Genomic DNA, 23,747 nt, shown 5'->3' on the forward strand with positions numbered 1-23,747 from the left:
CGGGAGATCCCCCGGGCGGTCGACGCGTTGTCAGTGGCCCCCGGTAGGTTCTGGAGCAGTTGCACGAACATGTACCGGAGGTTGTCGCCGTGACCCAGATGCTGCCCGAGTCCTGGCTCCCCGTCCTCGGCGGGGAGCTGGACCAGCCCTACTTCAAAGAGCTCACCGAGTTCGTCGAGAAGGAGCGGGCGAACGGGCCGGTCTACCCGCCCCGCGAGCAGGTGTTCGCGGCCCTGGACGCGACGCCCTTCGAGCAGGTGAAGGTGCTCGTCCTCGGCCAGGACCCCTACCACGGCGCCGGCCAGGGCCACGGCCTGTGCTTCTCCGTGCAGCCCGGCGTGAGGACCCCGCCCTCGCTGCGCAACATCTACAAGGAGATGAAGGAGGAGCTCGGCCTTCCCGTCCCGGACAACGGGTACCTGATGCCGTGGGCCCAGCAGGGCGTCCTGCTGCTCAACGCGGTGCTCACCGTCCGGGAGGCCGAGCCGAACTCCCACAAGGGCAAGGGCTGGGAGAAGTTCACCGATGCCGTGATCCGAGCGGTGTCCGAGCGGCCCGACCCGGCCGTGTTCGTCCTGTGGGGCGCCTACGCCCAGAAGAAGATCCCGCTCATCGACGAGGAGCGGCACGTGATCGTCAAGGGTGCGCACCCCTCCCCCCTGTCGGCCAAGAAGTTCTTCGGCTCCCGGCCCTTCACGCAGATCAACGAGGCCATCGCCGCCCAGGGGCATGAGCCGATCGACTGGCGGATCCCGGACCTCGGCTGACCTGTCACCGCGCCTCGGCGCCACAGCCGGTGCCTCCGGCTAGCTTCTTGACGACCGGACCGGAGCAGGTCCGGCAGAGCAAGCCGGAGGCCGCCGTGACCGAGCAGCAGGAGGCGTCGGAGGACGCCGTCATGACGAGGATCGGCCAGGCGGTCATCCTGCTGCACGCCGGGGACCGGGAGGAGGCCCGCAACCGGCTCGGCGAGATCTGGCAGGAGATCGGCGAGGAGGGAGACTCCCTGCACCGGTGCACCCTCGCCCACTACATGGCCGATGCCCAGGACGATCCGGCCGACGAGCTGGCCTGGGACCTGAGGGCCCTCACCGCCGCCGACGCCCTGCGCGACCGGCCCGGGAACGGGTCCGGGGACGGGCGCCCGGCGCAGCGGGAACCGCGTCCCGCGATGCGCGTCTTCTACCCGTCCCTGCACCTGAGCCTGGCCGCCGACTACCTGAAGCTCCAGCGGCCGGAGGCCGCGCGCATCCACCTGGCGCGGGCCCGCGCGGCCGCAGGGGCCCTGTCCGACGACGGCTACGGCAACGGCGTGCGGGCGGCCATCGCCCGGCTGGAGCGCCGTCTCGCCGCGGAGCCGGGCGCCGGGCGCCCGCGGCCCTTCCCCGAACAGTCCTGAGGGCTGTCCCGCAATACCCGGCGGGCGCACGACGACAGCACCACGCCTCGCTGCGTTGTCGGAGCGCCCGGGTCCGCCCGGTACGAGCACGCTCCGTGCGGTGCACCGCATCCGACGCCGCGCGCCGATCCACGGGGGATCACGGGACGCCCTTGGGGCAGCGTGCCGCTCTCAGACCGGCTCGCCGGTGTCTGAGCCGCTCAGACCGGCTCGCCGGTGTGCGGTGCCTGATCCGGCCCGATCATCCAAGGCGCCACTGGCCGCTCCTCAGCCGCCGTGGACGCCCGCGCAGATCCGGGCCTCCGGGCTGTCGGGGTGCCAGCGGCCGTGGCGCCGGCCCAGCGCGCAGACGTCGGCCGGCCGCACCGGCAGCTTCCGCACCAGCTCCCGTTCCGCGTCGGCGTCGGGCCGTGCACGCCGCCGGGGGCCGTCCGGGCGCCCCTGGGCGGGCTCGGCAGCCCGGCGGGGCTCCGGGATGTCGGGGACCGGCGGAGCGTCCGCCACGGGCCTGCCGGGGCCGTCCTGGGCGGAGCGCTCGGGGGTCCGTACGGCGGGGGCGTCGGCCGTCGGCTGCGCGGGCCGCTCCGGGGCCGCCCCGACCGCCTCCAGCGCCTCCAGGGCGGGCGCCCGGACGGCCACGGTCGCGGCCCCCGGCCCGCCGCGCGGCTCGTGCCGGGGCGGGACCCCGGCGGCGGGGGCCGCCGCAGGCTGCGCGGGTCCGGGGCTCACATGGACACAGCCGGAGACGGCCGAGACGGCACAGGCGACTCCGAGCAGCAGCTTTGTCGTGGTTCGCGTTGGATGCACCCGCGCAACTCTGCTGTGCGAGGACCCCGTTGTGGAAACCGGGAGCCCATATTCACCCCGCACGGGTGACGGGCGGCGGGGTGACCGGCGGATCGCCGGCCACCCCGCCGCCCGTCGGCTCACTCGCCGGTGGCGCCGTCTATCTGCTCGCGCAGCAGGTCCGCGTGGCCGTTGTGGCGCGCGTACTCCTCGATCATGTGGGTGTAGACCCAGCGCAGGCTGAACACCTCGCCGCGGTGGTGGCTCTCGGCCTTCGACACCAGGTCCAGCGACCGGCCCGCGGCGGCCTGCCGAGCCAGTTCGACCTCCGTCCGCCACACCTGCTCGGCCTCGGCCCAGGTGGCCGCCTCGGTGAAGTGGAAGTCGCCGTCCCGGTCCTCGTCCGTGACGTACAGCTCGGGCAGGTCCTCGCCCAGCATGATCTCGCGGAACCAGTACCGCTCAACCTCCGCCATGTGCCGTACGAGGCCCAGGAGGCTCAACTCGGAAGGCGCGAGCGGGGTCCTGCGCAGCTCTTCGTCCTCCAGCCCCCCGCACTTCCACAGGAGGGTGGCACGGTGGTAGTCGAGCCAGCCGTCGAGCATCCCCCGCTCGTCGGCGGTGGTGGAGGGTTCGGTGCGGTGTGATCCTGAAGTGGTGGTCATGGGGCCCATCCTGGGTGAACCGGGCCCCGGTCACCAGGGATTAAGCTGCCGAGATCCCACAAGGACCGAACTTGGAGGCCCCGGTGAAGGTCGGCTGCATCGGACTCGGCGACATCGCGCAGAAGGCGTACCTGCCCGTCCTCACCACCCGCGCGGACATCGAACTGCACCTGCAGACCCGAACCCCCGAGACACTGGAACGCGTCGGCGCGATCCACCGGGTCCCCGCCGCGCACCGGCACACCGATCTCGACGCCCTGCTCGCCGAAGGGCTCGACGCGGCGTTCGTGCACGCACCGACCGGTGCCCACCCGGAGATCGTCTCCCGGCTGCTGGAGGCCGGAGTGCCCACGTACGTCGACAAGCCGCTCGCCTACGAGTTGGCGGCGTCGCGGCGCCTGGTGGAGCTGGCCGAGGAGCGCGGGGTCGCTCTCGCCGTCGGCTTCAACCGCCGCTTCGCGCCCGGGTACGCGCAGTGCGCCGACCACCCGCGCGACCTGATCGTCATGCAGAAGAACCGGGTCGGCCTGCCCGAGGACCCGCGCACCCTGGTGCTCGACGACTTCATCCACGTCGTCGACACCCTGCGCTTCCTGCTGCCCGGCGAGGTCGAGCACACCGATGTACGGGCGGTGATGCGCGACGGACTGATGTGCCAGGTGGTGCTGCACCTCTCGGGCGCCGGCTTCAGCGCGCTCGGCATCATGAACCGCCTGTCCGGATCCAACGAGGAGGTCCTCGAGGTCTCCGGCACGGACACCAAGCGGCAGGTCGTCAACCTCGCCGAGGTCATCGACCACAAGGGCCAGCCCACCGTGCGCCGGCGCGGGGACTGGGTGCCCGTCGCCCGCCAGCGCGGCATCGAGCAGGTGGTGGACCACTTCCTGCAGGCGGTCGCGGCGGGCCGGACGCTCAGCGCACGTGACGCGCTGCTCACCCACGAGCTGTGCGAGCTGGTGGTGAACTCGGCTCTGGAGCAGGCGGCGAAGGCCTCCTGAGCGAACGGGCGCCGACCGCACCGCAGGCGAAGGCCAGGGCGCCGAGGGCCGCGATCACCGGCCAGTCCCCGAAGCGGACGTAGAGGGTCGAGCCCCGGGCGAGCGGCACCTCGTACACCTCCGCGGTCCGCGCCGACGTGGGCAGCACCGGGCCGACGCGCTCGCCCGACGGGCCGTTCACGACGCTGACCCCGGTGAGGGTCGCGTGGACCATCGGGCGGCCGTTCTCCGCCGCACGCAGGGCCGCCAGGGAGGCGTGCTGGGCCGGTGCCCAGCTGTCCTGGAAGGTGGAGGTCGCCGACTGGGCGATCAACAGGGAGGCCCCGTCGCGGGTGAGGCGCCGACTCATGTCGGGGAACGCGGACTCGAAGCAGACCAGCGGGCCGAGACGGACGGCCTCGACCCCGTCGCGTCGTCCCGGCAGGTCCATGACCACCGGGGCGTCCCCCTGCATCCGGTCCTCGCCGGCCGCCCTGCCGACCGAGGTCGCCCAGCCCAGCAACGCCCGCGCCGGCACGTACTCCCCGAAGGGGACCAGCCGCATCTTGTCGTAGCGGTCGCCCGTCGGGCCGCCCGGGCCGACGAGCACCGCGCTCTTGTAGATCCCCGGACGGTCCGCCCGCCGCGCGTCCACGTTCACCAGCAGCGGAGCCCCCACCTCCGCGGACAGCGCGGCCAGCCGGCGGGCCAGGTCCGGGCGGGCCGACAGGTCCTCGCCCACGCTGCTCTCGCCCCACACCACCAGGTCGACCCGCTGCCCGGCGAGTGGCCGCGTCAGCCGCTCGCCGGCCGCGAACCGCCGTTCCACACTGTCCGGGCCGTCGGGCACCGGCCCCGGCTGTACGACGGCCACCCGCAACCCGCCCGACTCCGCGGGCCGCGCCGCCCACACCCACACCACGCCGGTCAGCAGCGCACATCCCGTGAGCCCGGCCACCGCCGGGACCCGTGCCCCGGGCACGGCGACCAGCAGCACCAAGGCGCAGTTCACCGCCACCAGCAGCAGGCTGATCAGCCACACCCCGCCCACCGACGCCAGCCGGAGCGCCGGCGGGACCTGCCACTGACTGGCCCCCAGCAGCCCCCACGGCCCGCCCAGCCCCTGCCAGGAGCGGACCAGCTCGGACAGCAGCCACCCCGCCGGTACGAGGACCATCGCGCAGGCCGCCCGACCCGCGGGCGGGCGGCCGCCGAGCAGCTCGCGCACCAGCAGCGCCCAGGGGATCCACAGCACCCCCAGCAGAGCGGCCACCGGGATCAGGAACACGTGCAGGCTCGGCAGCAACCAGTGGTGCACGGCCAGGATGAACCCGGCGCCGCCGAGCCAGCCCTCCAGGGCCGCCCGCCGCCCGGCGGGGGCGGACCTCAGCAGCAGCATCCAGGGCACGAGGGCCACGTAGGCGAACCACCACAGCGCGGGAGCGGGGAACGCGAGGGCGGGCAGCGCCCCGGCGGCGACCGCGGCGGGCGCGCGCCAGCGGCGGGACCACCCGTCGTGCTTCGGGATCATGGCGCGCCTCCGCTTCCAGTGTGGCAGTGCAGGGCCCAACCGCCCTCCGGGCCGCGCTTGCGGTGCCCCGGAGGGCGCGCTCACGCGGTCATGTGCCGCCACTTCTCGTGCACGGTGACGCGGGTGAGCCGCCAGCCGTCCCGGGTGCGGGCCAGGGCGAAGGTGTAGCGGCCGGCGGCGACGAAATTGGGGGAGGTGACCGAGCCGTCGGCCTCCGGCCCCTCCAGCCGCATCGGGTTGAGGAAGTCGGCCCGGACCTCGGCGCTGTCACCGGGCGAGCCGGCCACGTCCTCCAGGCGGATCAGCCTGTTGACGATCAGGTGCTGACGCACGGGGAAGAGCCGCATGGTCTGCGCGAGCCACTCCGCGACCTGCGCCACCGGACCCTCGATCCCGCCCGCCGAGCTGTAGTCGGCCCGCGCGTCGGCGGTGAACAGGGCCCGGTAGGCGGCCCAGTCGCCATCGTCGACGGCCACCGCGTACCCCGTGACCACGTCGTCGATCGCCAGCCGGTCCATTACCGTCGCGAGATCCACACGCTGCGTCATCGGGTCAGTCTGGGGCTGCGCGGGCGCGAGGCCAAGGGGCGTGCGCCGACCGGAGCTCCGCGCGGCCCGTCAATGACCGGAACGGGCCTCCCGCTGCCGGACCACGACGAGGAACGCGTCGCTGGCGAGATCCATGACGACCTCGGCCGGTACGCCCTCGCGCATCCGCTGCGCCGCGTACTCCTCGGCGGGCCAGCTCCCCCGCGGACTTCCGGCCGGAAAACGCTCCAGTACCACTCGACCCATGGGACACCCCCTGCTGCTTGCTTCCGCTCTCTTCGTGAACAACGACGACGAGGCCGCCCGGGAACGTTCCCGGGCGGCCTGAAGATTCACGCGATGGTGGAAACCGGCGTCGCTACGAGCCCGACTCGCCGGCGTGCGGGCTCAGCACGTCCGTGCCGATCAGCACGAACAGCAGGATGCCGAGCAGGATCCGGTAGATCACGAAGGGCATGAAGCTCTTGGTGGTGATGAACTTCATGAACCACGCGATCACGGCGTAGCCCACGAAGAAGGCGATGACCGTCGCGAAGACCGTCGGACCCCAGGAGATGTGGCCCGGTTCCTCGATCACGTCCTTGATCTCGAAGGCCCCCGAGGCCAGCACGGCCGGGATGGCGAGGAGGAAGGAGTACCGGGCGGCGGCCTCGCGGGTGAAGCCCAGCAGCAGACCGCCGGAGATCGTCGCACCGGAGCGGGAGACACCCGGGATCAGGGCCATCGCCTGGCAGAAACCGAAGATCAGACCGTCCTTGACGCCCAGCTGCTGGAGCGTCTTGCGCTCGCGGATCGCCCGGTGCCGACCGCCCTCCTCGTCACGCGCGGCCAGCCGGTCGGCGACGCCCAGCACGATGCCCATCACGATCAGGGTCGTGGCCGTCAGCCGCAGGTCGCGGGCCGGACCGACGATCGCGTCCTTGAAGACGAGGCCGAGGATGCCGATCGGGAGCGAGCCGACGATCACCAGCCAGCCCATCTTGGCGTCCTGTTCGGAGCGCAGGGCCTTCGTGTACAGGGACCGGAACCAGGTGGATACGATCCGCGCGATGTCCTTGCGGAAGTAGATCAGAACGGCGGCCTCGGTGCCGATCTGCGTGATGGCCGTGAAGGCCGCTCCTGGGTCGTGCCAGCCGGCGAATGCCGCGGTCAGCCGCAGGTGGGCGCTGGAGGAGATCGGGAGGAACTCCGTAAGCCCCTGGACGAGACCGAGGATTAGGGATTCGAACCAGCTCATGTCGGGGTGCGCTCGTCCTTGTGATCGTCGGGCAGTTCGGGTCCGATGCTAGGGCCCGTGCGAAGCGCCGCTGACCACTGGGGGGTGCCGGGAGGTCAGTTCATAGGCCGGACCCCCGGTCCGAGGCGGTGCGAGGCGGTGCCTTTTGCGCCAGCCGACGACCCCCGCGGCCACCACGGAGACCACGATGAAGCCGAACGAGATCAGGAACGCGGGGGATCCGGGGGAGGACGCGCTGGCCCCCGCGATCACATACGCCGTGGTGTTCGGGACCACTCCGAGCGCCGTCGCGAGCAGGAACGGAGCCCAGCCGCAGCGGGACACCGCCGCACAGTAGTTGGCCACCACGAACGGCACCCCGGGGAAGAGCCGCACCGCCAGCATCGAGCGGAACCCGTGTCGGCTGAGCTGCCCGTCGGCCGCCTCCAGCCAGCGCCCGCGCAGGTACGGACGCAAAGCCTCCTGGCCCATCACCCGGCCGAGCCCGAAGGCGATCCCGGCACCCAGCACGGTGCCCCCGACTGCCGCGACGAGCCCGAACTGCGTGCCGAAGACGGCTCCCGCGGCCAGGTTGAGCAGGGGACGCGGCACGAACGCCGCCGAGCACACGCCGTACACGGCTGCGAACAACAGGACGGCCGCGCCCACCGGGAGCCCCGGAGGCCAGCCCTCCGAGAGGATCCGCTGGGGCTCGTAGACCAGCACGCACCCGCCGGCCGCCGCGAGCAGCACGACGAGCAGCGCCAGCCGGGTCCACGGCGCGAGGAGGAGGGACATCCCGGGAGACTAGCCCAGCTATGCGGCACCGCGCCGTAATCTGGGCCTCATGCTGTCGAACGACGGGCGGCCCCCGGGGGTTCCCCGCAGCACCCTCGCGGACACCCTGCTGGAGCGGCTGACCGGGGCGTACGCGCCCGCGGCCGACCCCGCGCGGGCCGCGGCCATGACCGCGTACATGAAGCACGTCGCCCCCTTCCTCGGGATCCCCACACCGCTGCGCCGGGAACTGTCGAAGACAGTGACGAAGAACACTCCACGGCCTTCGGAGGACGACGTCGCGGCGCTCGCGCTGCGCTGCTGGCGGCTCCCCGAGCGGGAGTACCACTACTTCGCGGTGGACTACCTGCGCCGCCACGTCGACACGTGCTCCTCCGGGCTCCTTCCGGTCGTCAGGCACCTGATCACCACCGTCCCCTGGTGGGACACCGTCGACCTGCTCGCCGCGCACACGGTCGGCCCGCTGGTGGCCGCGGACCGCGACCTCGCGCCCGTGATGGACGAATGGTGCGCGAGCGAGGACAAGTGGCTCGCCCGCGCCGCCCTCCTCCACCAACTGCGCCGCAAGGACGCCACCGACACCGGCCGGCTCTTCTCCCACTGCCGCCGCCAGGCCGGAAACCCGGACTTCTTCCTCCGCAAGGCCATCGGCTGGGCCCTGCGCGAGTACGCGAAGACGGACCCCGACGCGGTGCGCGCCTTCGTGGACGCCGAACGCGCCGCCCTGTCCCCGCTGTCCGTGCGCGAAGCACTCAAGAACCTCTGAGGGCCCGCCGGTTCGCCCCGTAAATCATTCGACGGACGTGGGCCGGTCCGGCAGGCTCGGGGACATGTCCCGGTACGCCTTCCCCGCAGCGCCGTCCGCAGTCGCGGACGCGCCGAAGGCTGCCGCATTCGCGGGCGCACCCGTCTTCGCCGCATTCGACGGCGCACGAAGCTGACCCTTCCCGGATCGTCCGGCGGACCCCGCAGGGGGAGGGTCGGCTCGGTTCAGGGGTCCCGTCCACGCTTCGAGCAACGGGAAGAGATCATGGCCAAGACGGCCTTCGTGCGGACCAAGCCGCACCTCAACATCGGCACCATGGGGCACGTCGACCACGGCAAGACCACCCTCACCGCAGCCATCACCAAGGTCCTCGCCGAGCGCGGGGGCGCGTCCTTCGTGCCCTTCGACCGCATCGACCGGGCCCCCGAGGAGGCCCGGCGGGGCATCACCATCAACCTCACGCACGTCGAGTACGAGACCGACACGCGCCACTACGCCCACGTCGACATGCCCGGTCACGCGGACTACATCAAGAACATGGTCACGGGAGCGGCGCAGCTCGACGGCGCGATCCTCGTCGTCTCCGCGCTGGACGGGGTCATGCCACAGACCGCCGAGCACGTTCTCCTCGCCCGCCAAGTCGGCGTCGACCACATCGTCGTCGCGCTCAACAAGGCCGACGCCGGGGACCCCGAGCTGACCGACCTGGTCGAGCTGGAGGTCCGCGAACTGCTCACCGCGCACGGGTACGGCGGTGACGGCGCACCCGTCGTACGGGTCTCCGGGCTCGGGGCGCTGGAAGGCGACCCCCGGTGGACGGGGGCGATCGAGGCGCTGCTGGATGCTGTGGACACATACGTGCCGACGCCCGTGCGGTACACGGACGCGCCGTTCCTGCTGCCCGTGGAGAACGTGCTGACCATCACCGGGCGCGGGACGGTCGTCACCGGTGCCGTCGAGCGGGGCGGCGTACGCCTCGGCGACCGCGTCGCCCTCCTCGGCGGCGACGGCGAGCCGCTGGAGACGGTCGTCACCGGCCTGGAGACCTTCGGGAAGCCGATGGAGTCCGCGGAGGCCGGGGACAACGTCGCGCTGCTGCTGCGGGGGGTGCCGCGCGACGGCGTGCGCCGCGGGCACGTGGTGGCAGCCCCCGGCAGCGTGGCGCCGAAGCGGCGCTTCAGCGCACGGGTGTACGTGCTCTCCGGGCGCGAGGGCGGCCGTACGACACCGGTCGCCAGCGGCTACCGGCCGCAGTTCTACATCCGCACCGCCGACGTGGTGGGGGACGTGGATCTCGGCCTCGCGGGTGTCGCCCGGCCCGGCGAGACGGTCACCATGACCGTCGAGCTCGGACGGGACGTCCCGCTGGAGGCGGGGCTCGGCTTCGCGATCCGTGAGGGCGGCCGGACCGTCGGCGCGGGGACCGTGACGGCCGTCCTGGGCTGACCCGCCCGACCGGTACCCCGCTGTGGTGGCGGCAGGAAGGCTGCGCCAGACTGCCGTCACCACAGGCATGCGCACGAAGAAGGGGGCGGGCGGGATGGGCGGCGAGACGGCACTGGTGCTCGGCGGCGGCGGACTGACCGGCATCGGCTGGGAATGCGGAATCCTCTACGGGCTCGCCCGCGCGGGCGTGGACCTCACCACCGCGGACCTGGTCGTCGGCACCTCGGCCGGCTCGGTGGTCGCCGCCCAGCTCACCTCCGGGCGGCTCAGCGCGCAGGACCTGTACGAGCGCCAGCTCGGCGACGCCGCGGGGGAGGCCGTCGCGAAACTGGGAGCGGGCGTCTTCGCCCGGTACGCGCTGGCGATGGCGCGCTCGCGCAACGACGCGGCCGCCTATCGCCGGCGGGTGGGGGCGATGGCCCTGGCCGCGGACACCGGCCCCGAGGCCGAGCGCCGCAAGGTGCTGGCGGCCCGGTTGGTCTCGCACGAGTGGCCCGAGCGGCGGCTGGTCGTCACCGCGGTGGACGCGCTCACCGGCGAGCTCGAGGCCTTCGACCGGGACAGCGGCAGCGGGCTCGTCGACGCGGTGGCGGCGAGCTGCGCGGTGCCCGGGGTGTGGCCCCCGGTGACGGTGGGCGAACGCCGCTTCATCGACGGAGGCATCCGCTCCGCCGCCAACGCCGATCTGGCCGCGGACCACGCGCGCGTGGTGATCGTCGCCCCCATCTCACTCGGTTCCGGGCTCGTCCCCGCACCGGCCGCGCAGGCGGCCCGATTGCGCGAAGCCGGGGCTGAGGTCCTGCTCATCACTCCGTCGGCCACCGCCCGCAAGGCTTTCGGGCGCAACGTCCTGGATCCCGCCCGGCGGGCCCCGGCGGCCCGCGCAGGGCTGGCGCAGGCCGCGGAGCACGCCGCCGAGGCGGCTGCCGTCTGGTCGGGCGGAAGGGGCTGAGGCCGCGGGGCCGCGCGGGCTGAGGCCCCCGCTCCGGTGTCCCGGGGCCTGCCGGACAATGGAGCGGTGAACGACGAACGGATCCCGGTGATACGGGACGTGGGCCAGGGCACCGCCAAGCTGATGCCGGACGTCGACGGGGAACGGGCCTGGCTGCTTACCGTCGACGGAGCCCCGCAGTCCTATGTGGACCTGGACGATCCGCAGCACCTGGAATTCGAGTACGTACGCCGCCTCGCGCATGTCCTGGACTGTGCGGCCGAGCCCGAGCTCCCGCTGGACCTCCTGCACCTGGGCGGCGGCGCGCTCACCCTGCCCCGCTACGCCGCGGCCACCCGGGCCGGATCCCGGCAGTCGGTGGTGGAGTTCGACGCGGGCCTCGTCGAGCTGGTCGCCGAACACCTCCCGCTGCCGGAGGGGGCCGGGATCACCGTGCACACCGCCGACGCCCGGGTGTGGCTGGAGGCGGCGCCCGCGGGCAGCGCGGACGTGGTGGTGGCCGACGTGTTCGGCGGCTCTCGGGTGCCGGCGCAGCTGACCTCCCTGGAGTACGCGCGAGAGGCCGCCCGGGTGCTGCGGCCCGGCGGGCTGTACGCGGCGAACCTGGCGGACGGGGCGCCGTTCGACTTCCTGCGGACGCAACTGGCCAACTTCGCCGCCGCCTTCGCGGAGGTCGCCCTCGTCGCCGAGCCGTCCGTGCTGAGGGGCCGGCGCTTCGGGAACGCCGTGCTGCTGGCCTCCGACGCCCCGCTGGACACGGGGGCGCTCGCCCGGCGGTGCGCGTCGGACGCCTTTCCCGCCCGGGTCGAGTACGGCGAAGGCCTGGCCCGCTTCGTCAGGGGAGCGGTCCCCGTGTCCGACGCGGACGCGGCCCCGTCGCCGGCTCCCCCGGAGGGCGCCTTCAGCCTGGGGTGAGGCTGGACGAAGGCGGCGCGGAAGCGGCGGGGTCGGCGGCGACGGGCCCCCCGCTCTTGTGGACGGACGGCTTGCGCGTCATGCGGCGCACGTCCGGGACCAGCAGGACCAGTGCGGTCACCAGGACGACCAGGGTCGCGCAGCCCCACAGGGCCTCGGTGCGGCCGAAGGCCGATTCGACGGGCCCGGCCAGGGCCGTGGCCAGCGGGAGCATCGACACCGAGCCGAACCAGTCGTACGCGGAGACCCGGGAGAACTTCTCCTCCGGGATCTCCTGGTGCATCGTCGTCATCCAGTTCACGCCGAAGACCTCGATCGCGGCTCCGCTGACGAACATCACCGCGCACAGCCCCCACACGGGCAGCGGCACGGCCAGCCCGGCCGACGGCAGCGCCAGCGGGAACACGCACAGCGTCCCGACCAGCAGCAGCCGTCGAGGCTTCCACGCGACCATCAGGACGGCTCCGGCGATGGTGCCGACGCCGAACAGCGCCAGCGCCAGGCCCCAGGGCGCCGGCCCGCCCAGCCGGTCCCGGGCGACCAGCGGGCCGTATACCGCCTCGGCGGCGCCGACGACGGCGACGACCACGGAGAACTGGAGCACGATGCTCCACAGCCAGGGACGGGTGCGGAACTCCACCCAGCCCTCCCGCAGGTCGGCCAGCAGACCGCCGCCGGGGGCCCGGTCGGGCGTATGGCTGACGTCGAGGAAGGCGCGCAGTGCCCCGGCGATCGCGAAGGCCGCGGCGTCCACGGCCAGCACCCAGCCCGGGCCCATCGCGGCGATCATCGCCCCGCCGAGGGCCGCTCCGCCGATGCCGGCGCCGTTCATGGCCATGCGGAAGAGGGCGAAGGCGCGGTTGGCGTGTTCGCCGGAGACCGTGGAGAGCAGCATGCCCTCGGCCGCCGGGTTGAAGAAGGCCGTACCGGTGCCGCACAGGGCCGTCAGCAGCATCATCTGCCACAGCTGCGGGTCGCCGGTGAGGACGAGCAGCGCGAAGAGGCCTTGAGAGAGGCAGTTCAGGGCGTTGGCGGCGACCATCACGCGGTGGCGCGGCAGCCGGTCGGCCACGGCGCCGCCGACGAGCAGGAAGAGGACGAGCGGCAGGGTGCGGGCGGCCGCGACCAGGCCCACGTCGCCGCCCGAGCCGCCGGCTTCCAGGACGGCGAACGCGGAGGCGATGAGCGCCCCGTGGCTGCCGAGGTTCGTGACCACCGCCGCACCCGTGAGCAGGGTGTAGTTGCGGCCGGCCCACTCCGGGCCGCGGCGGCGGGGGCGGGGCGCGGGGGTGCGGTGCGGTGCGTCGGGGGGAGAGCTCACCCCCGGACTATCCCCGCGCCGGGCCGAGAAATCCAAATGGATTACCGGTCCGGTCCGGGGCGGGTTCAGCCGGAGATCATCCGGTGGAGAGGCGGATGGAGCTGAGGATCTTGTCGGAGATCTCGGTGGGGACCTCTTCCTTCACACCGGCCGCGGTGACCAGGGCGAAGCTGGCGAAGTCGCCGGCGGCGTTCTTGAAGGCGAAGCCGACCGCCTTGCCGTCGGTGGAGCACTTGTGCTCCTTCTTCACGTTCGGCGCGGTCGCGACGACCATGTGGCCCTTGATCCCGGAGGAGGTCGTGAACTCCTTGGGGTCGGTCACCTTGACCGTTCCCTTGGGCTCCTTCTGGGCGAAGCCCGCCCACACCCACGTCCCGGTGTTGTCGGTCGCGGCCTGGGCGGTGTCCTTGGCGCCCTGGGCCCCCTTGACGCCGGCGTCCGCGATCGAGAACTTCTCGAGGTTGCCGTCGGCGTCCTTGTCGACCGTGCACCACTCCCGCTTGAGGGTGGCCGTTCCGGACATGGTGATGACCGGCTTGCCGTCGTTCTTGACCTCGTCGTCGTAGAAGAGGGAGACGCCGGGGTCGTTGACGTTCCACTCCGGGGGTACGTCGTAGGCGACGTTGTACTTCGTGTTGGTGACGACCTTCCAACCCGGGATGACGGGCTGCATGGCGCCGCCGGCCCGCGGGTTGGCGCTGCTGCCGGCCGGGGCGGGCGCCTCGACGGGTGCGGAGGAGCTCGGGGCCGGCTTGTCGTTGGCCTCGGTGTTCTTGTCGTCCCGGGTCAGGACGTACGCGCCGGTCGCGGCGGCCGCCACGACCACCGCGGCGGCCGCGACGATGGCGACGGTCTTCGTCGAGTACGGGCTCCCGCCGGACGGCCGGGGCTGCTGGGGTGCCTGGGGCTGGCCCCAGGCCTGGCCCGGCACGGTCGGGGGCTGCTGGAAGCCCGGTTGCTGCGGGTAGCCGGGCTGCTGCGGGTATCCGTAACCCGGCTGCTGCTGGTACGGGTTCGGCTGAGCCGGCTGTCCCGGCGGCTGCGCGTACGGGTTCTGATGCGCGTCCTGGGGGTTCTGTTCGCCCCCGGGCGGCTGCTGCTGTCCTGGCCACATGGCCGGTAACGATAGTGGGAGCGGTCCCCGGGAGCCACGGCCGCCCCCCGAAGAGCTCTGGCCAATCCTGTCTACTCGCGGGTAACATCGCGTTCCATGAGCGCAGATCAGATGAACGTGGGCGAACTGCTCGCCGCGACCGTGCCGATGGCCCGGACCCTGAACCTCGAGTTCCTGGAGACCACCCCCGAGCGTGCGGTCGTCCGCCTCCCGGACCAGCCCGACTACCACAACCACGTCGGCGGCCCGCACGCCGGCGCCATGTTCACCCTCGCCGAGTCCGCGAGCGGAGCCATCGTCCTCGCCGCCTTCGGCGACCAGCTCTCCCGGGCCGTGCCCCTCGCGGTGAAGGCCGAGATCGGCTACAAGAAGCTCGCCAAGGGCGTCGTCACCGCCACCGCCACCCTCGGCCGCCCGGCCGCCGAGGTCGTGGCCGAACTCGACGCGGGCGGCCGCCCCGAGTTCCCGGTCACCATCGCCATCCAGCGCGAGGACGAGGCCGTGACCGGCGAGATGACGGTCGTCTGGACCCTGCGCCCGAACGCGTAACCTCCGGTCCGGTCCGTGCCCGCCGCCCCAGGGGCGGCGGTCACGTTCTCCTCCCGGCGCTAGAGTCCTGCCACGACGATGGAGGGGGTACCCGTGGCCAAGGTCAACATCAGCCTCGACGCCGAGCTCGTGGTGGAGGTGATGGTGCTCGCCGGAGTCGGCTCCCCGCAGGACGCCGTGGAGGCCGTCGTACGGGACTACATCGCCCGAGGGCACCGCACCGAGGCGCGCACCCAGCGCCAGGACGAGCCCCGGCGCACCGCCGACAGCCTGCCGCCCCTGCCGGAGGGCTGAACCTGGGCGCCCATGGTGGCGCGTCTCGGCCGGGCCCGCGCGCCCGCCCCGCACAGTGGCACGGGGAGCGGTCCGGCGCGGGCCGCTCCCGGCGGCCCACGCAGGGAGCACCGATGAGCGAGGACGTGTCCAGACGTTCGGCGATGCGGCTCATCGCGGCGGCGGGCGCGGTCGGTGCCTGCCTCGGAGCCGGCGGCTGCGCTCCCGCCGTGCCGCCCGGCGCCGTCCCTCGGGGGCCCGCGAGCGGCGCACCGGGTGCACCCGCCGCGGGGAGCGGGACCGGCACCGGTACCGGTGGTGCCGCCCGGATCGACGCCCTGCTGGAGCGGCTCACCCTCGAGGAGAAGACCGCCCTGCTGCACGGGGCCCCCGACCCCGCCCCCCGGGGCCAGGCCGGATACGTGCCCGGCGTGCCGCGGCTCGGCATCCCTGCCCTGCGGCTGGCCGACGGGCCCGCCGGGGTACGGGTCGACCGGCCCTCCACCGCACTGCCCGCGCCGGTGATGCTCGCCTCCGCGTTCGACCCGGCACTGGCCCGCGAGTACGGACGCGTCATCGGCCGCGAGGGCCGGGCCCTCGGGCAGGACGTCGTACTGGCCCCCATGGCCAACCTCATCCGCACCCCCTACGCCGGCCGGAACTTCGAGACCCTCTCCGAGGACCCGCGCCTGACCGCCGACCTGGTCGGCGAGCTGGTCCGCGGGATCCAGGACGAGGGACTCATCGCCACCGTCAAGCACTTCGCCCTCAACAACCAGGAGCAGGGCCGCGACACCGTCGACGTGACCGTCGGCGAGCAGACCCTGCGCGAGACCGAGCTACGGGGCTTCGAGGCCGCCGTGGCCGCCGGCGCGGGCGCCGTGATGGGCGCCTGCAACAAGGTCAACGGCGTCCACGCCTGCGAGAGCAGGCCCCTGCTCGACGAGCTGCTGCGGGGAGCCTGGGGGTTCGACGGCTGGGTGCTCTCCGACTGGGGCGCCGCCCACAGCACCGTCGCCGCCATCCGCGCCGGCCTCGACATGGAGATGCCCGGCGGCACCCACTTCGGCGAGCCGCTGCGCCAGGCGGTGCGCGGCGGCTCCGTGCCGGAGGCCGCCGTGGACCGGGCCGTCCACCGGATCCTCACCACCATGGACCGCTTCGGGCTGCTCGCGGCCCGGCAGTCCGCCCGGCCGCCGCGCGACGCCGCGGCCGGGGCCCGGGTCGCCCGCAAGGTGGCCACCGCCGGTGCCGTGCTGCTGCGCAACGAGCACGGCACCCTGCCGCTGACCGGGGCCGCGGCCCGCTCGATCGCGGTGATCGGGCCCACCGCCCTGGTGCCCTTCACCGGCGGCGGGGGCAGCTCGCACGTCGTCCCCGACGGCGCGGCCGCCCCGCTCACCGCCATCCGCAGACGGGCCGGGAACGGCGGGGCCGTGCACCACGCCCTCGGCGAGGACCTGTACGGCCGGCCGCTCCCGGCGAAGCTGCTGACTCCGGCCGCGGACCTGGAGGCCCGCGAGGTCGCAGCCGGGCGCGTGTGGACGTACGAGGGGGAGTTCCGACTCGCGGCGGACGACGAGTGGACGCTGCTGGTCCACTACACGGGGAAGCGGCCCGGCGTACACCTCGACGGGGAGGAGCTGTTCCCCGTCCGGCAGGGCGTTGCCGAACACTACGCGGGCGCGCTGCTCGGCTCCGCACCCGACGGGATGGCCGTGCGCCGCCGCACCCTCGCGCTCAAGGCGGGCACCCACCGGCTCGCCGTGACCGCCGCCGGCGGGGACAAGGGCCAGCGGCTGCGCCTGCGGCACATCACGGGGGCGATCCGCGCCGCGGACGTCGCCGAGGCCGTGCGGACCGCCAAGGCGGCCCGGAGCGTGGTCCTGTTCGCCCACGAGGACTCCACCGAGGGCAGGGACCGCACCTCATTGGCGCTCCCCGGCGGACAGGAGGGGCTGATCGAGGCGGTGGCCGCCGCGAACCCCCGTACGACGGTCGTGCTCAACACCTCGTCCGCCACCACCATGCCGTGGCTCCCCCGTACCGGAGCGGTCCTCCAGATGTACTACCCGGGGCAGGAAGGCGCCGGAGCCACCGCCGACGTCCTCTTCGGCGACGTGGACCCCGGGGGGCGCCTCACCCAGACCTTCCCGGCGGACGGGCGGAAGACCCCGGTCGGCTCGGACCCGTCGCGCTACCCGGGGGTGGCCGGCCGGCAGCAGTACGCGGAGGGCATCCACGTGGGCCACCGCTGGTACGACGCCGAGCGGGTGACCCCCCTCTTCCCGTTCGGACACGGCCTGTCCTACACGACCTGGCACTACGAGAAGCTCACGGTCCGGCCGCAGCGCGGCGGGCTGCGCGTGGAGTTCACCGTCCGCAACACCGGCCGGCGCAAGGGCACGGACGTGGCCCAGGTGTACGTGGGCCCGTCCGATGAGCTGCGGCTCAACCAGCCGGTACGCGCGCTCGCCGGCTACCGGAGGATCACCCTCGCGCCGGGCGCGGCGCAGCGCGTCACCGTCGACATCGACGCCCGGACGCTGTCGTCGTGGGACCCGGAGAAGCGCGCCTGGGTGCTCGGCCCCGGCCGCCGCGAGGTGCTCGCGGGACGTTCCTCGCGGGAACTCCCTCTGAGGTCGAAGGTCGTCCTGGAGAGCCGATAGGCTGCCGCTTCGGCGTGTCACAGGGGGCGCGCCGGGGACGATTCGGGAGGACGCACCGGTGCACATCCAGGAATGGCTGGAGACGATTCCGGCGGTCAGCATCTATCTCCTGGTGGGCCTGGTCATCGGCCTGGAGAGCCTCGGCATCCCGCTGCCCGGCGAGATCATCCTGGTCAGTTCGGCGCTGCTGGCCTCGCAGCACGGGGAGATCGACCCCGTCGTACTGGGGCTCTGCGCGATCACCGGCGCCATCGTGGGTGACTCGATCGGCTACGCCATCGGCCGCAGGGGCGGCAAGCCGCTGCTGGAGCGGCTGGGCCGGCGCTTCCCGAAGCACTTCGGACCCCAGCAGGTCGCTCTGGCGGAACGCTCGTTCGAGAAGTGGGGCATGTGGGCCGTCTTCTTCGGCCGGTTCGTGGCACTCCTGCGGATCTTCGCCGGGCCGCTCGCGGGCGTGCTGCACATGCCGTACTGGCGGTTCCTCGTCGCCAACGTCCTCGGCGGGATCCTCTGGGCGGGCGGAACCACCGCCGTCATCTATTCGGTCGGCATCGTCGCGGAGCCCTGGCTGAAGCGGTTCTCCTGGCTGGCCCTGGGCCTCGCCGTGGTGTTCGGGCTCGTCGTGACCCTGGTGGTGCGCAGCCGGATGAAGAAGGCGGCAGAGGCCGCCGGGCCGGCCGGCGCGGAGATCCCCGCGCAGCCGGCGGCCCGAGCCGCCGTCGTCGGCGAGTGACGGCGGCGGAGCCCGCGGCCCCGGCCGGCTGACGGGCGGGACACCCCGGCCCCGTGCGGCGGAGAGGGCCCGACGCCTAGCCTTCCGTGGTCGTCGAGGCGCGGTGCTGCTCGGCCAGCCCCACGTACATCAGGGCGTTGATGCGGATGTGCTCGCGCTCCTCTGCGGTCAGCTCGCGCCGCACCTTCGCGGGGACGCCCGCGACCAGCGAGCCGGGCGGGACCACCATGCCCTGCGGCACCAGCGCCTGGGCGGCGACCAGGGAACCGGCGCCGATCACCGCGCCGTTCAGCACGGTGGCGCCCATGCCGATCAGGCAGTCGTCCTCGACGGTGCAGCCGTGCACGACGGCGTTGTGGCCGATGGAGACGCGCTCGCCGATGGACACGGGGAAGCCCGGGTCCACGTGGAGCGTGCAGTTGTCCTGCACGTTGCTGTCGGCGCCCAGCGTGATCGGGCCGCAGTCGGCGCGCAGCACCGCCGAGTACCAGATGCTGGAGCCGGCGGCGAGGGTGACGTCGCCGACCGCGACCGAGGTGGGAGCGGTGAAGGCCGTCGGGTCGATGCTCGGGGTCTTTCCGCCGACACCCGCCACGAGTGCCTGGGCCGCCTGGTGCGTCATGTTCTCTTCCTCTGGTCCGTCGTCGTGGTGCCGCGCCAACAGCACGGTAGGGCACACCGCCCCGCGGACCCGCGATGGGGTGAAGATCACAGGATCGCCGTCCGGACGACCGGGGCCCGGCGCACTACCGTGGCCGGGTGCCGAAGAAACAGAACACGTTCTCATCCGTGGCGGCCCTGCGTCGCAGGCTGGCGAGCCGCGTGGTCCACACAGGCTGGCGCTGGATGCAGCAGGCCGGCGCCGTGACCGCGCAGACTCCGGGCCGGCTGCGGTTCGGCGCGATCGGGGACGGCACCCGGCTCGCCTTCCCGCAGGGCACCGTCTTCGGCGAGCGGTGGATCCGGCTCGGCGCGCACTGCATCATCGGCGAGCAGGTCACGCTCACGGCCGGCATGATGCCGGACCTCGACCTGGGCGCGGAGCCGATGCTGGTGCTCGGCGACGGGGTGGTCATCGGCCGGGACAGCCACGTCATCGCGGACGCGCGCATCACGATCGAGTCGAACACCTTCTGCGGGCCCGGGGTCTACATCACGTCCACGAACCACAGCTACGACGACCCGCACGAGCCCGTCGGACGGCAGTGGCCGCGCAGCGCGCCGGTGGAGATCGGCCCCGGCTGCTGGCTCGGCACCGGATCGGTGATCCTCCCGGGCGCGCGACTGGGCCGCAACGTCGTGGTGGCCGCGGGGGCCGTCGTACGGGGCGAGGTGCCCGACCACGCCGTGGTCGCGGGGGCGCCGGCACGCATCGTGCGCCGCTGGACGCCGGAGACGGGCTGGCAGCCGCCGCTGCGGACCCCGGCGCCCGTACCGATCCCCGACGGGACGACCCCCGAGCAGTTGCGGGGCCTGGCCGAGCTCACCGAGGCGGAGCTGGCCGAGGTCGAGCGCGCGGGGGCCGGGCCGGCGGGGGCGGGGCGCGCGGGGTTCGGGCGTGCGGGGGGCGAGCTCGCCGAGGCCGACAAGTAGGGCGCCCGCAGGGAACTGCTCAGCCGGCGGCGAGCAGCACCGTTCCCGCGAGGGCCAGACCGGCACCCGCCGCCTGGACGGTGCGCAGCCGCTCCTTGAGGACGGCGAAGGCGGCGAGCGCGGTGATCACCGGATAGAGCGACGACAGTACGGCTGCCACGGTGACCGGGCCGTTCTGGGCGGCCACGGAGTACGTGCCGTTCGCCGCGACGTCGGCCAGGCCCACGAAGGCCAGCGCGGGCAGCAGCCCCCACAGGATCCGCGGGCCCGTGCCCGCCGGGAGAGCGGGGACACCGCGCCTGGACTGCGCCCAGAGGGCTGTGCCGCCGACGGCGACGTTGGTGACCCGCTGGACGAACAGGGCGAGGAAGAGCCCGGTGACAGTGGTGGAGGCCTGTGCGATCAGGGCCATCACCGCGCCGAAGCCGAAGGCGGCGACCAGGGTGAGGACCACGGCCTGCCGCTGGACGGGGGCGCCGCGCAGTTCGGGGCCGCCGGCGAGGACGATGCCGACGACGGCCACGGCGATACCGGCGAACTGGCCCGGGCCGGGCCGCTCGCCCAGCATCAGCCCGGCGGTGACGGGCACGATCACGCCGAGGGAGCCGAGCGGCGAGACCACGCCCATCGGGCCCAGGGCCAGCGCTTTGTAGAAGCTGAGCATGGCGACGGGTCCGACGAGGCCGGCGGCGACCGCGAACCACAGCCGGGTGTCGGCCTCGTGCCGGGCGCCGGTGGCGAGTACCAGGGCGCCGAGCACGAGGACGGCGACGATCTGGGAGACGACGACCACGGTGAGCGCCGGTATCTTGCGGGTCAGCAGCCCGCCGCCGAAGTCGGCGAGGCCCCACAGCACGGCGGTGGCCAGGGCGAAGAAGGCGGTCATCGGGGGCCTCGCAGTACAGTGCAGTGAACGCCGGAGTGCAGCATCGAATACGGAAACACACGCTAGTGCACTCTGTTGGACTGTGTCATCCAAGATATTGGACGGAATGGTGTCGGATCTCGAACAGCTCACCCAGGCGCTCGCCCGGAACCTCAGGAGGTGGCGCGCGGAGCGCGGTTTCACCCTCGACTCCCTGGCGGCCCGTGCCGGTGTGAGCCGCGGGATGATCATCCAGATCGAGCAGGCCCGTACGAACCCCAGCGTGGGCACCACGGTCAGGCTGGCCGACGCGCTGGGCGTCAGCATCTCCGCGCTCCTCGACCACGACCGCGGTCCGCAGGTCAGGGTCGTCACACCCGATCAGGTGGTGCGGATCTGGTCGAGCGAGGCGGGCAGCTCGACGACCATGCTGATCGGCACCGACGAGCGCGGCCCCATGGAGCTGTGGACCTGGCACCTGGTGCCGGGCGAGGGCACGGACTCCGTCCCGCACCCCTCCGGCACCATCGAGATGCTGCACGTCACGGCCGGGGAGCTGACCCTGGTGGTCGGTGAGGAGGAGTTCCGCGTCCCGGCCGGGGCGGCGGCCGCCTTCGAGGCCGACCTGCCGCACTCCTACCGCAACGAAGGCTCCGTGCCGATGGAGATGACCCTCGCGGTGTCGGTCCCGCCGGTCTCGGCGCCGGCCGCCGCGACCGCCGCCGGGCACGCGCACGGGCACGGCGAGGCGGCCGCGGGCCGGGACGGCTAGGACCCCTCTTCCGGGTCTTGCCGGGCTCGCGGCGCCCGGCACCGCGCCTCGCTGCGTTGTCGTCGGCCGTCGACGCTCCGCCTGGACTTCCTCCTGCACCCTGCGGTGCACCGCACCGGGGGCCGCGCCCCGGCGAAATCCTCCGGCTACAGCACTAGAGCGCCGGGATCTCGATCGCCGGGCAGCGGTCCATGACCATCGTCAGCCCGGCCTCGCGGGTCCGGTCGAAGGCGGCCTCGTCGATCACGCCGAGCTGGAACCAGACGGCCTCGGCGCCGACCGCGACCGCCTGGTCGGCCACGGCTCCGGCCAGCTCGCTGTTCACGAAGACGTCCACCACGTCCACCTTGAACGGGATCGCCTCCAACGAGGCGTAGCCGGGCTCGCCGTGCACGGTCTCGGCCTTGGGGTGCACGGGGACCACGCGCTTGCCGTACTGCTGGAGCACACGGGCCACCCCGTAGGCCGCCCGGTCCCTGTTGTTCGAGAGGCCCACCACGGCCCAGGTGTCGCCGAGTTCGGTGAGGATCTTGCGGATGGTTACCGGATCGCCGTACACGCGTGCCGCCTCCTGATGCTGTCTGCCGTCATCTGCCCTCATCTGCTGCTCAGCCGCGACAACCGAAAACCCGCATGTCCGATTCCCCGCGGGCGCCGGAGCCGCGTGGGACGGCGGACGGCGCTTCGCCCCCTGGGTGCAGGCCCCCGCCCCGTAGGCCGGGCCCCCGCCCGGCGACCGGCCGGGCATGCTCAGGCGGTGCCCCAGCGGCCCCAGAGCGTTCGGTGCCATGCGGTGGCATCGGGGCCGGGCGGTGTCACCGGCGGGACCGGGCCCGGACAGGTCTCGATCAGGTGGACCAGGGACCAGGCGACGCCGTAGCAGTCGTCGGGGCCGAAACAGGCGGCCAGGGCCTGCGCCTCGGCGGCCGTTACGGGTGCGCAGACGGCTTCCAGCTGATCGGCCCGCCGGCCGATCTCCTCCTCGTCGGCGTCCCAGTCGGGGAGCGGGCCCGCGGCGACGAACGCCTGTACTTCGGGTCTCATCCCCGCATGATCGGAGGCCCGGCCCGGCCCGAACCGGGCAAGGCGCGTCGGCCCGGGTCGCGAGGCCGTCGGCGCTGCGCGGGCGTGCCTCAGCGGGGTGCCGGAGCCGTCACGGCCACGGACTAGGGTGGAGCGGTGAAGGCAGACCAGTACGTGACGGTGGCCCGTGAGGGCGCGCACGAGTCGGAGATCAACCGCTCGCGCTTCCTGTGTTCGCTCGCGCCCGCCGCGACCGAGCAGGAGGCGCAGGAGTTCGTCGCGCGCATCCGCAAGGAACACCCCACCGCCTCGCACAACTGCTACGCCTACGTCATCGGAGCCGACGCCGCCGTCCAGAAGGCCAGCGACGACGGGGAGCCCGGCGGTACGGCCGGGGTGCCCATGCTGCAGATGCTCATGCGCCGGGACGTCCGCTACGCCGTCGCCGTCGTCACCCGCTACTACGGCGGCGTGAAGCTCGGCGCCGGGGGGCTGATACGCGCCTACGGCGGTGTCGTCGGCGAGGCCCTCGACGAGCTCGGCACCGTCACCCGGCGGCGCTACCGGCTCGCCACCGTCACCGTCGACCACCAGCGTGCCGGCAAGACGCAGAACGACCTGCGCTCCACCGGCCGGACCGTGGTGGACCTGCGCTACGGAGCCGCCGTGGAGATCGAGGTCGCCCTGCCCGAGGCCGACCTGCCCGCCTTCGAGGCCTGGCTCGCCGACACCACGGCCGGCAGCGCCGCCCTCACCCTCGGCGGGGAGACGTACGCGCCCTGAGCGCCCCCGGGGACGGGTTAGCGTAGTGGGGTTCAGCGAGCGGGAGACGACCA

The 23,747-nt window shown here is 73.5% G+C and carries 27 protein-coding genes; 14 read left to right on the plus strand and 13 right to left on the minus strand.

Annotated features, from left to right (window positions below; translation table 11 throughout):
• The first annotated feature begins 98 nt into the window (after positions 1–98).
• Both ACZ6JS_RS32205 and ACZ6JS_RS32210 read left to right on the plus strand, forming a co-directional pair.
• The gene (locus ACZ6JS_RS32205; protein WP_469303439.1) at positions 99–767 is read left to right on the plus strand and encodes a uracil-DNA glycosylase; all 669 of its coding nucleotides are present in this window, start codon (positions 99–101) and stop codon (positions 765–767) included.
• A gap of 95 nt (positions 768–862) precedes the next feature.
• Positions 863–1,399, plus strand: coding sequence for a hypothetical protein (locus ACZ6JS_RS32210; RefSeq protein WP_469303440.1), 537 nt, complete (start codon positions 863–865; stop codon positions 1,397–1,399).
• Between the two features lie 267 nt (positions 1,400–1,666).
• Here the strand turns inward: ACZ6JS_RS32210 and ACZ6JS_RS32215 are convergent, their stop codons facing one another.
• Together ACZ6JS_RS32215 and ACZ6JS_RS32220 are read right to left on the minus strand one after the other, a co-directional pair.
• The gene (locus ACZ6JS_RS32215; protein ID WP_469303236.1) at positions 1,667–2,206 is read right to left on the minus strand and encodes a hypothetical protein; all 540 of its coding nucleotides are present in this window, start codon (positions 2,204–2,206) and stop codon (positions 1,667–1,669) included.
• Positions 2,207–2,325: 119 nt separating this feature from the next.
• The gene (locus tag ACZ6JS_RS32220; RefSeq protein ID WP_469303238.1) at positions 2,326–2,850 is read right to left on the minus strand and encodes a DinB family protein; all 525 of its coding nucleotides are present in this window, start codon (positions 2,848–2,850) and stop codon (positions 2,326–2,328) included.
• A gap of 83 nt (positions 2,851–2,933) precedes the next feature.
• On the opposite strand from ACZ6JS_RS32220, the gene ACZ6JS_RS32225 reads away from it, so the two are divergent.
• Entirely contained in the window at positions 2,934–3,848 is a 915-nt protein-coding gene (locus tag ACZ6JS_RS32225) for a Gfo/Idh/MocA family protein (RefSeq protein WP_469303442.1), read from the plus strand.
• Here ACZ6JS_RS32225 and lnt read toward each other — a convergent pair.
• The 5 genes from lnt to ACZ6JS_RS32250 all read right to left on the minus strand — a co-directional run bounded on the left by lnt (position 3,784) and on the right by ACZ6JS_RS32250 (position 7,920).
• Positions 3,784–5,358, minus strand: a complete 1,575-nt coding sequence (gene lnt, locus ACZ6JS_RS32230; protein WP_469303240.1) for an apolipoprotein N-acyltransferase — start codon at positions 5,356–5,358, stop codon at positions 3,784–3,786. The genes ACZ6JS_RS32225 and lnt overlap by 65 nt on opposite strands.
• A gap of 80 nt (positions 5,359–5,438) precedes the next feature.
• On the minus strand, positions 5,439–5,906 hold the full coding sequence (locus ACZ6JS_RS32235) for a nuclear transport factor 2 family protein (RefSeq protein WP_469303243.1): 468 nt from the start codon (positions 5,904–5,906) through the stop codon (positions 5,439–5,441).
• A 69-nt stretch (positions 5,907–5,975) separates the two neighbouring features.
• Positions 5,976–6,152, minus strand: coding sequence for a hypothetical protein (locus tag ACZ6JS_RS32240; protein WP_106967693.1), 177 nt, complete (start codon positions 6,150–6,152; stop codon positions 5,976–5,978).
• Between the two features lie 112 nt (positions 6,153–6,264).
• Positions 6,265–7,143: an undecaprenyl-diphosphate phosphatase gene (locus ACZ6JS_RS32245; RefSeq protein WP_469303244.1), complete on the minus strand. Its 879-nt coding sequence runs from the start codon at positions 7,141–7,143 to the stop codon at positions 6,265–6,267.
• 48 nt (positions 7,144–7,191) lie between these two features.
• Positions 7,192–7,920 (minus strand): TVP38/TMEM64 family protein, encoded by a 729-nt coding sequence (locus ACZ6JS_RS32250; protein WP_469303246.1) that lies wholly within the window; start codon positions 7,918–7,920, stop codon positions 7,192–7,194.
• 49 nt (positions 7,921–7,969) lie between these two features.
• Between ACZ6JS_RS32250 and ACZ6JS_RS32255 the strand changes: the two genes are divergently transcribed.
• The 4 genes from ACZ6JS_RS32255 (at position 7,970) to ACZ6JS_RS32270 (ending at position 11,999) form a co-directional block, all read left to right on the plus strand.
• Entirely contained in the window at positions 7,970–8,686 is a 717-nt protein-coding gene (locus ACZ6JS_RS32255) for a DNA alkylation repair protein (RefSeq protein WP_469303248.1), read from the plus strand.
• A gap of 264 nt (positions 8,687–8,950) precedes the next feature.
• A complete protein-coding gene (gene tuf / locus ACZ6JS_RS32260; protein ID WP_469303249.1) occupies positions 8,951–10,132 on the plus strand; it encodes an elongation factor Tu in 1,182 nt (393 codons plus the stop codon).
• A gap of 67 nt (positions 10,133–10,199) precedes the next feature.
• Complete coding sequence (locus ACZ6JS_RS32265) at positions 10,200–11,084, plus strand: patatin-like phospholipase family protein (protein WP_469303251.1); 885 nt, start codon at positions 10,200–10,202, stop codon at positions 11,082–11,084.
• A gap of 123 nt (positions 11,085–11,207) precedes the next feature.
• Positions 11,208–11,999, plus strand: a complete 792-nt coding sequence (locus tag ACZ6JS_RS32270) for a spermidine synthase (protein WP_469303443.1) — start codon at positions 11,208–11,210, stop codon at positions 11,997–11,999.
• Here ACZ6JS_RS32270 and ACZ6JS_RS32275 read toward each other — a convergent pair.
• Together ACZ6JS_RS32275 and ACZ6JS_RS32280 are read right to left on the minus strand one after the other, a co-directional pair.
• Positions 11,986–13,320 (minus strand): MFS transporter, encoded by a 1,335-nt coding sequence (locus ACZ6JS_RS32275; RefSeq protein ID WP_469303252.1) that lies wholly within the window; start codon positions 13,318–13,320, stop codon positions 11,986–11,988. The genes ACZ6JS_RS32270 and ACZ6JS_RS32275 overlap by 14 nt on opposite strands.
• 76 nt (positions 13,321–13,396) lie before the next feature.
• The gene (locus ACZ6JS_RS32280; protein WP_469303255.1) at positions 13,397–14,434 is read right to left on the minus strand and encodes a DUF8017 domain-containing protein; all 1,038 of its coding nucleotides are present in this window, start codon (positions 14,432–14,434) and stop codon (positions 13,397–13,399) included.
• Between the two features lie 96 nt (positions 14,435–14,530).
• Between ACZ6JS_RS32280 and ACZ6JS_RS32285 the strand changes: the two genes are divergently transcribed.
• The 4 genes from ACZ6JS_RS32285 to ACZ6JS_RS32300 all read left to right on the plus strand — a co-directional run bounded on the left by ACZ6JS_RS32285 (position 14,531) and on the right by ACZ6JS_RS32300 (position 18,658).
• The gene (locus ACZ6JS_RS32285) at positions 14,531–14,983 is read left to right on the plus strand and encodes a DUF4442 domain-containing protein (RefSeq protein ID WP_173429180.1); all 453 of its coding nucleotides are present in this window, start codon (positions 14,531–14,533) and stop codon (positions 14,981–14,983) included.
• A gap of 93 nt (positions 14,984–15,076) precedes the next feature.
• On the plus strand, positions 15,077–15,277 hold the full coding sequence (locus ACZ6JS_RS32290; RefSeq protein WP_469303445.1) for a type II toxin-antitoxin system VapB family antitoxin: 201 nt from the start codon (positions 15,077–15,079) through the stop codon (positions 15,275–15,277).
• Between the two features lie 113 nt (positions 15,278–15,390).
• A complete protein-coding gene (locus ACZ6JS_RS32295; RefSeq protein ID WP_469303257.1) occupies positions 15,391–17,925 on the plus strand; it encodes a glycoside hydrolase family 3 C-terminal domain-containing protein in 2,535 nt (844 codons plus the stop codon).
• 58 nt (positions 17,926–17,983) lie between these two features.
• Positions 17,984–18,658, plus strand: a complete 675-nt coding sequence (locus tag ACZ6JS_RS32300; protein ID WP_469303259.1) for a DedA family protein — start codon at positions 17,984–17,986, stop codon at positions 18,656–18,658.
• Between the two features lie 76 nt (positions 18,659–18,734).
• Here the strand turns inward: ACZ6JS_RS32300 and ACZ6JS_RS32305 are convergent, their stop codons facing one another.
• Entirely contained in the window at positions 18,735–19,280 is a 546-nt protein-coding gene (locus tag ACZ6JS_RS32305) for a gamma carbonic anhydrase family protein (protein WP_469303261.1), read from the minus strand.
• Positions 19,281–19,417: 137 nt separating this feature from the next.
• On the opposite strand from ACZ6JS_RS32305, the gene ACZ6JS_RS32310 reads away from it, so the two are divergent.
• Entirely contained in the window at positions 19,418–20,251 is an 834-nt protein-coding gene (locus ACZ6JS_RS32310) for an acyltransferase (protein WP_469303262.1), read from the plus strand.
• 19 nt (positions 20,252–20,270) lie between these two features.
• Here ACZ6JS_RS32310 and ACZ6JS_RS32315 read toward each other — a convergent pair whose 3' ends face one another.
• The gene (locus ACZ6JS_RS32315; RefSeq protein WP_469303263.1) at positions 20,271–21,137 is read right to left on the minus strand and encodes an EamA family transporter; all 867 of its coding nucleotides are present in this window, start codon (positions 21,135–21,137) and stop codon (positions 20,271–20,273) included.
• Between the two features lie 109 nt (positions 21,138–21,246).
• Here ACZ6JS_RS32315 and ACZ6JS_RS32320 point away from each other — a divergent pair, with 109 nt between their 5' ends.
• A complete protein-coding gene (locus tag ACZ6JS_RS32320; RefSeq protein WP_469303446.1) occupies positions 21,247–21,888 on the plus strand; it encodes a cupin domain-containing protein in 642 nt (213 codons plus the stop codon).
• Positions 21,889–22,042: 154 nt separating this feature from the next.
• Here the strand turns inward: ACZ6JS_RS32320 and ACZ6JS_RS32325 are convergent, their stop codons facing one another.
• Positions 22,043–22,447, minus strand: a complete 405-nt coding sequence (locus ACZ6JS_RS32325) for a CoA-binding protein (protein WP_469303265.1) — start codon at positions 22,445–22,447, stop codon at positions 22,043–22,045.
• Between the two features lie 191 nt (positions 22,448–22,638).
• Complete coding sequence (locus tag ACZ6JS_RS32330; RefSeq protein ID WP_469303267.1) at positions 22,639–22,932, minus strand: hypothetical protein; 294 nt, start codon at positions 22,930–22,932, stop codon at positions 22,639–22,641.
• A 135-nt stretch (positions 22,933–23,067) separates the two neighbouring features.
• Between ACZ6JS_RS32330 and ACZ6JS_RS32335 the strand changes: the two genes are divergently transcribed.
• Positions 23,068–23,694: a YigZ family protein gene (locus tag ACZ6JS_RS32335; protein WP_350990726.1), complete on the plus strand. Its 627-nt coding sequence runs from the start codon at positions 23,068–23,070 to the stop codon at positions 23,692–23,694.
• The last annotated feature ends 53 nt before the right edge of the window (positions 23,695–23,747 follow it).

The sequence above is a fragment of the Streptomyces sp. NPDC046349 genome (genome assembly GCF_055587885.1).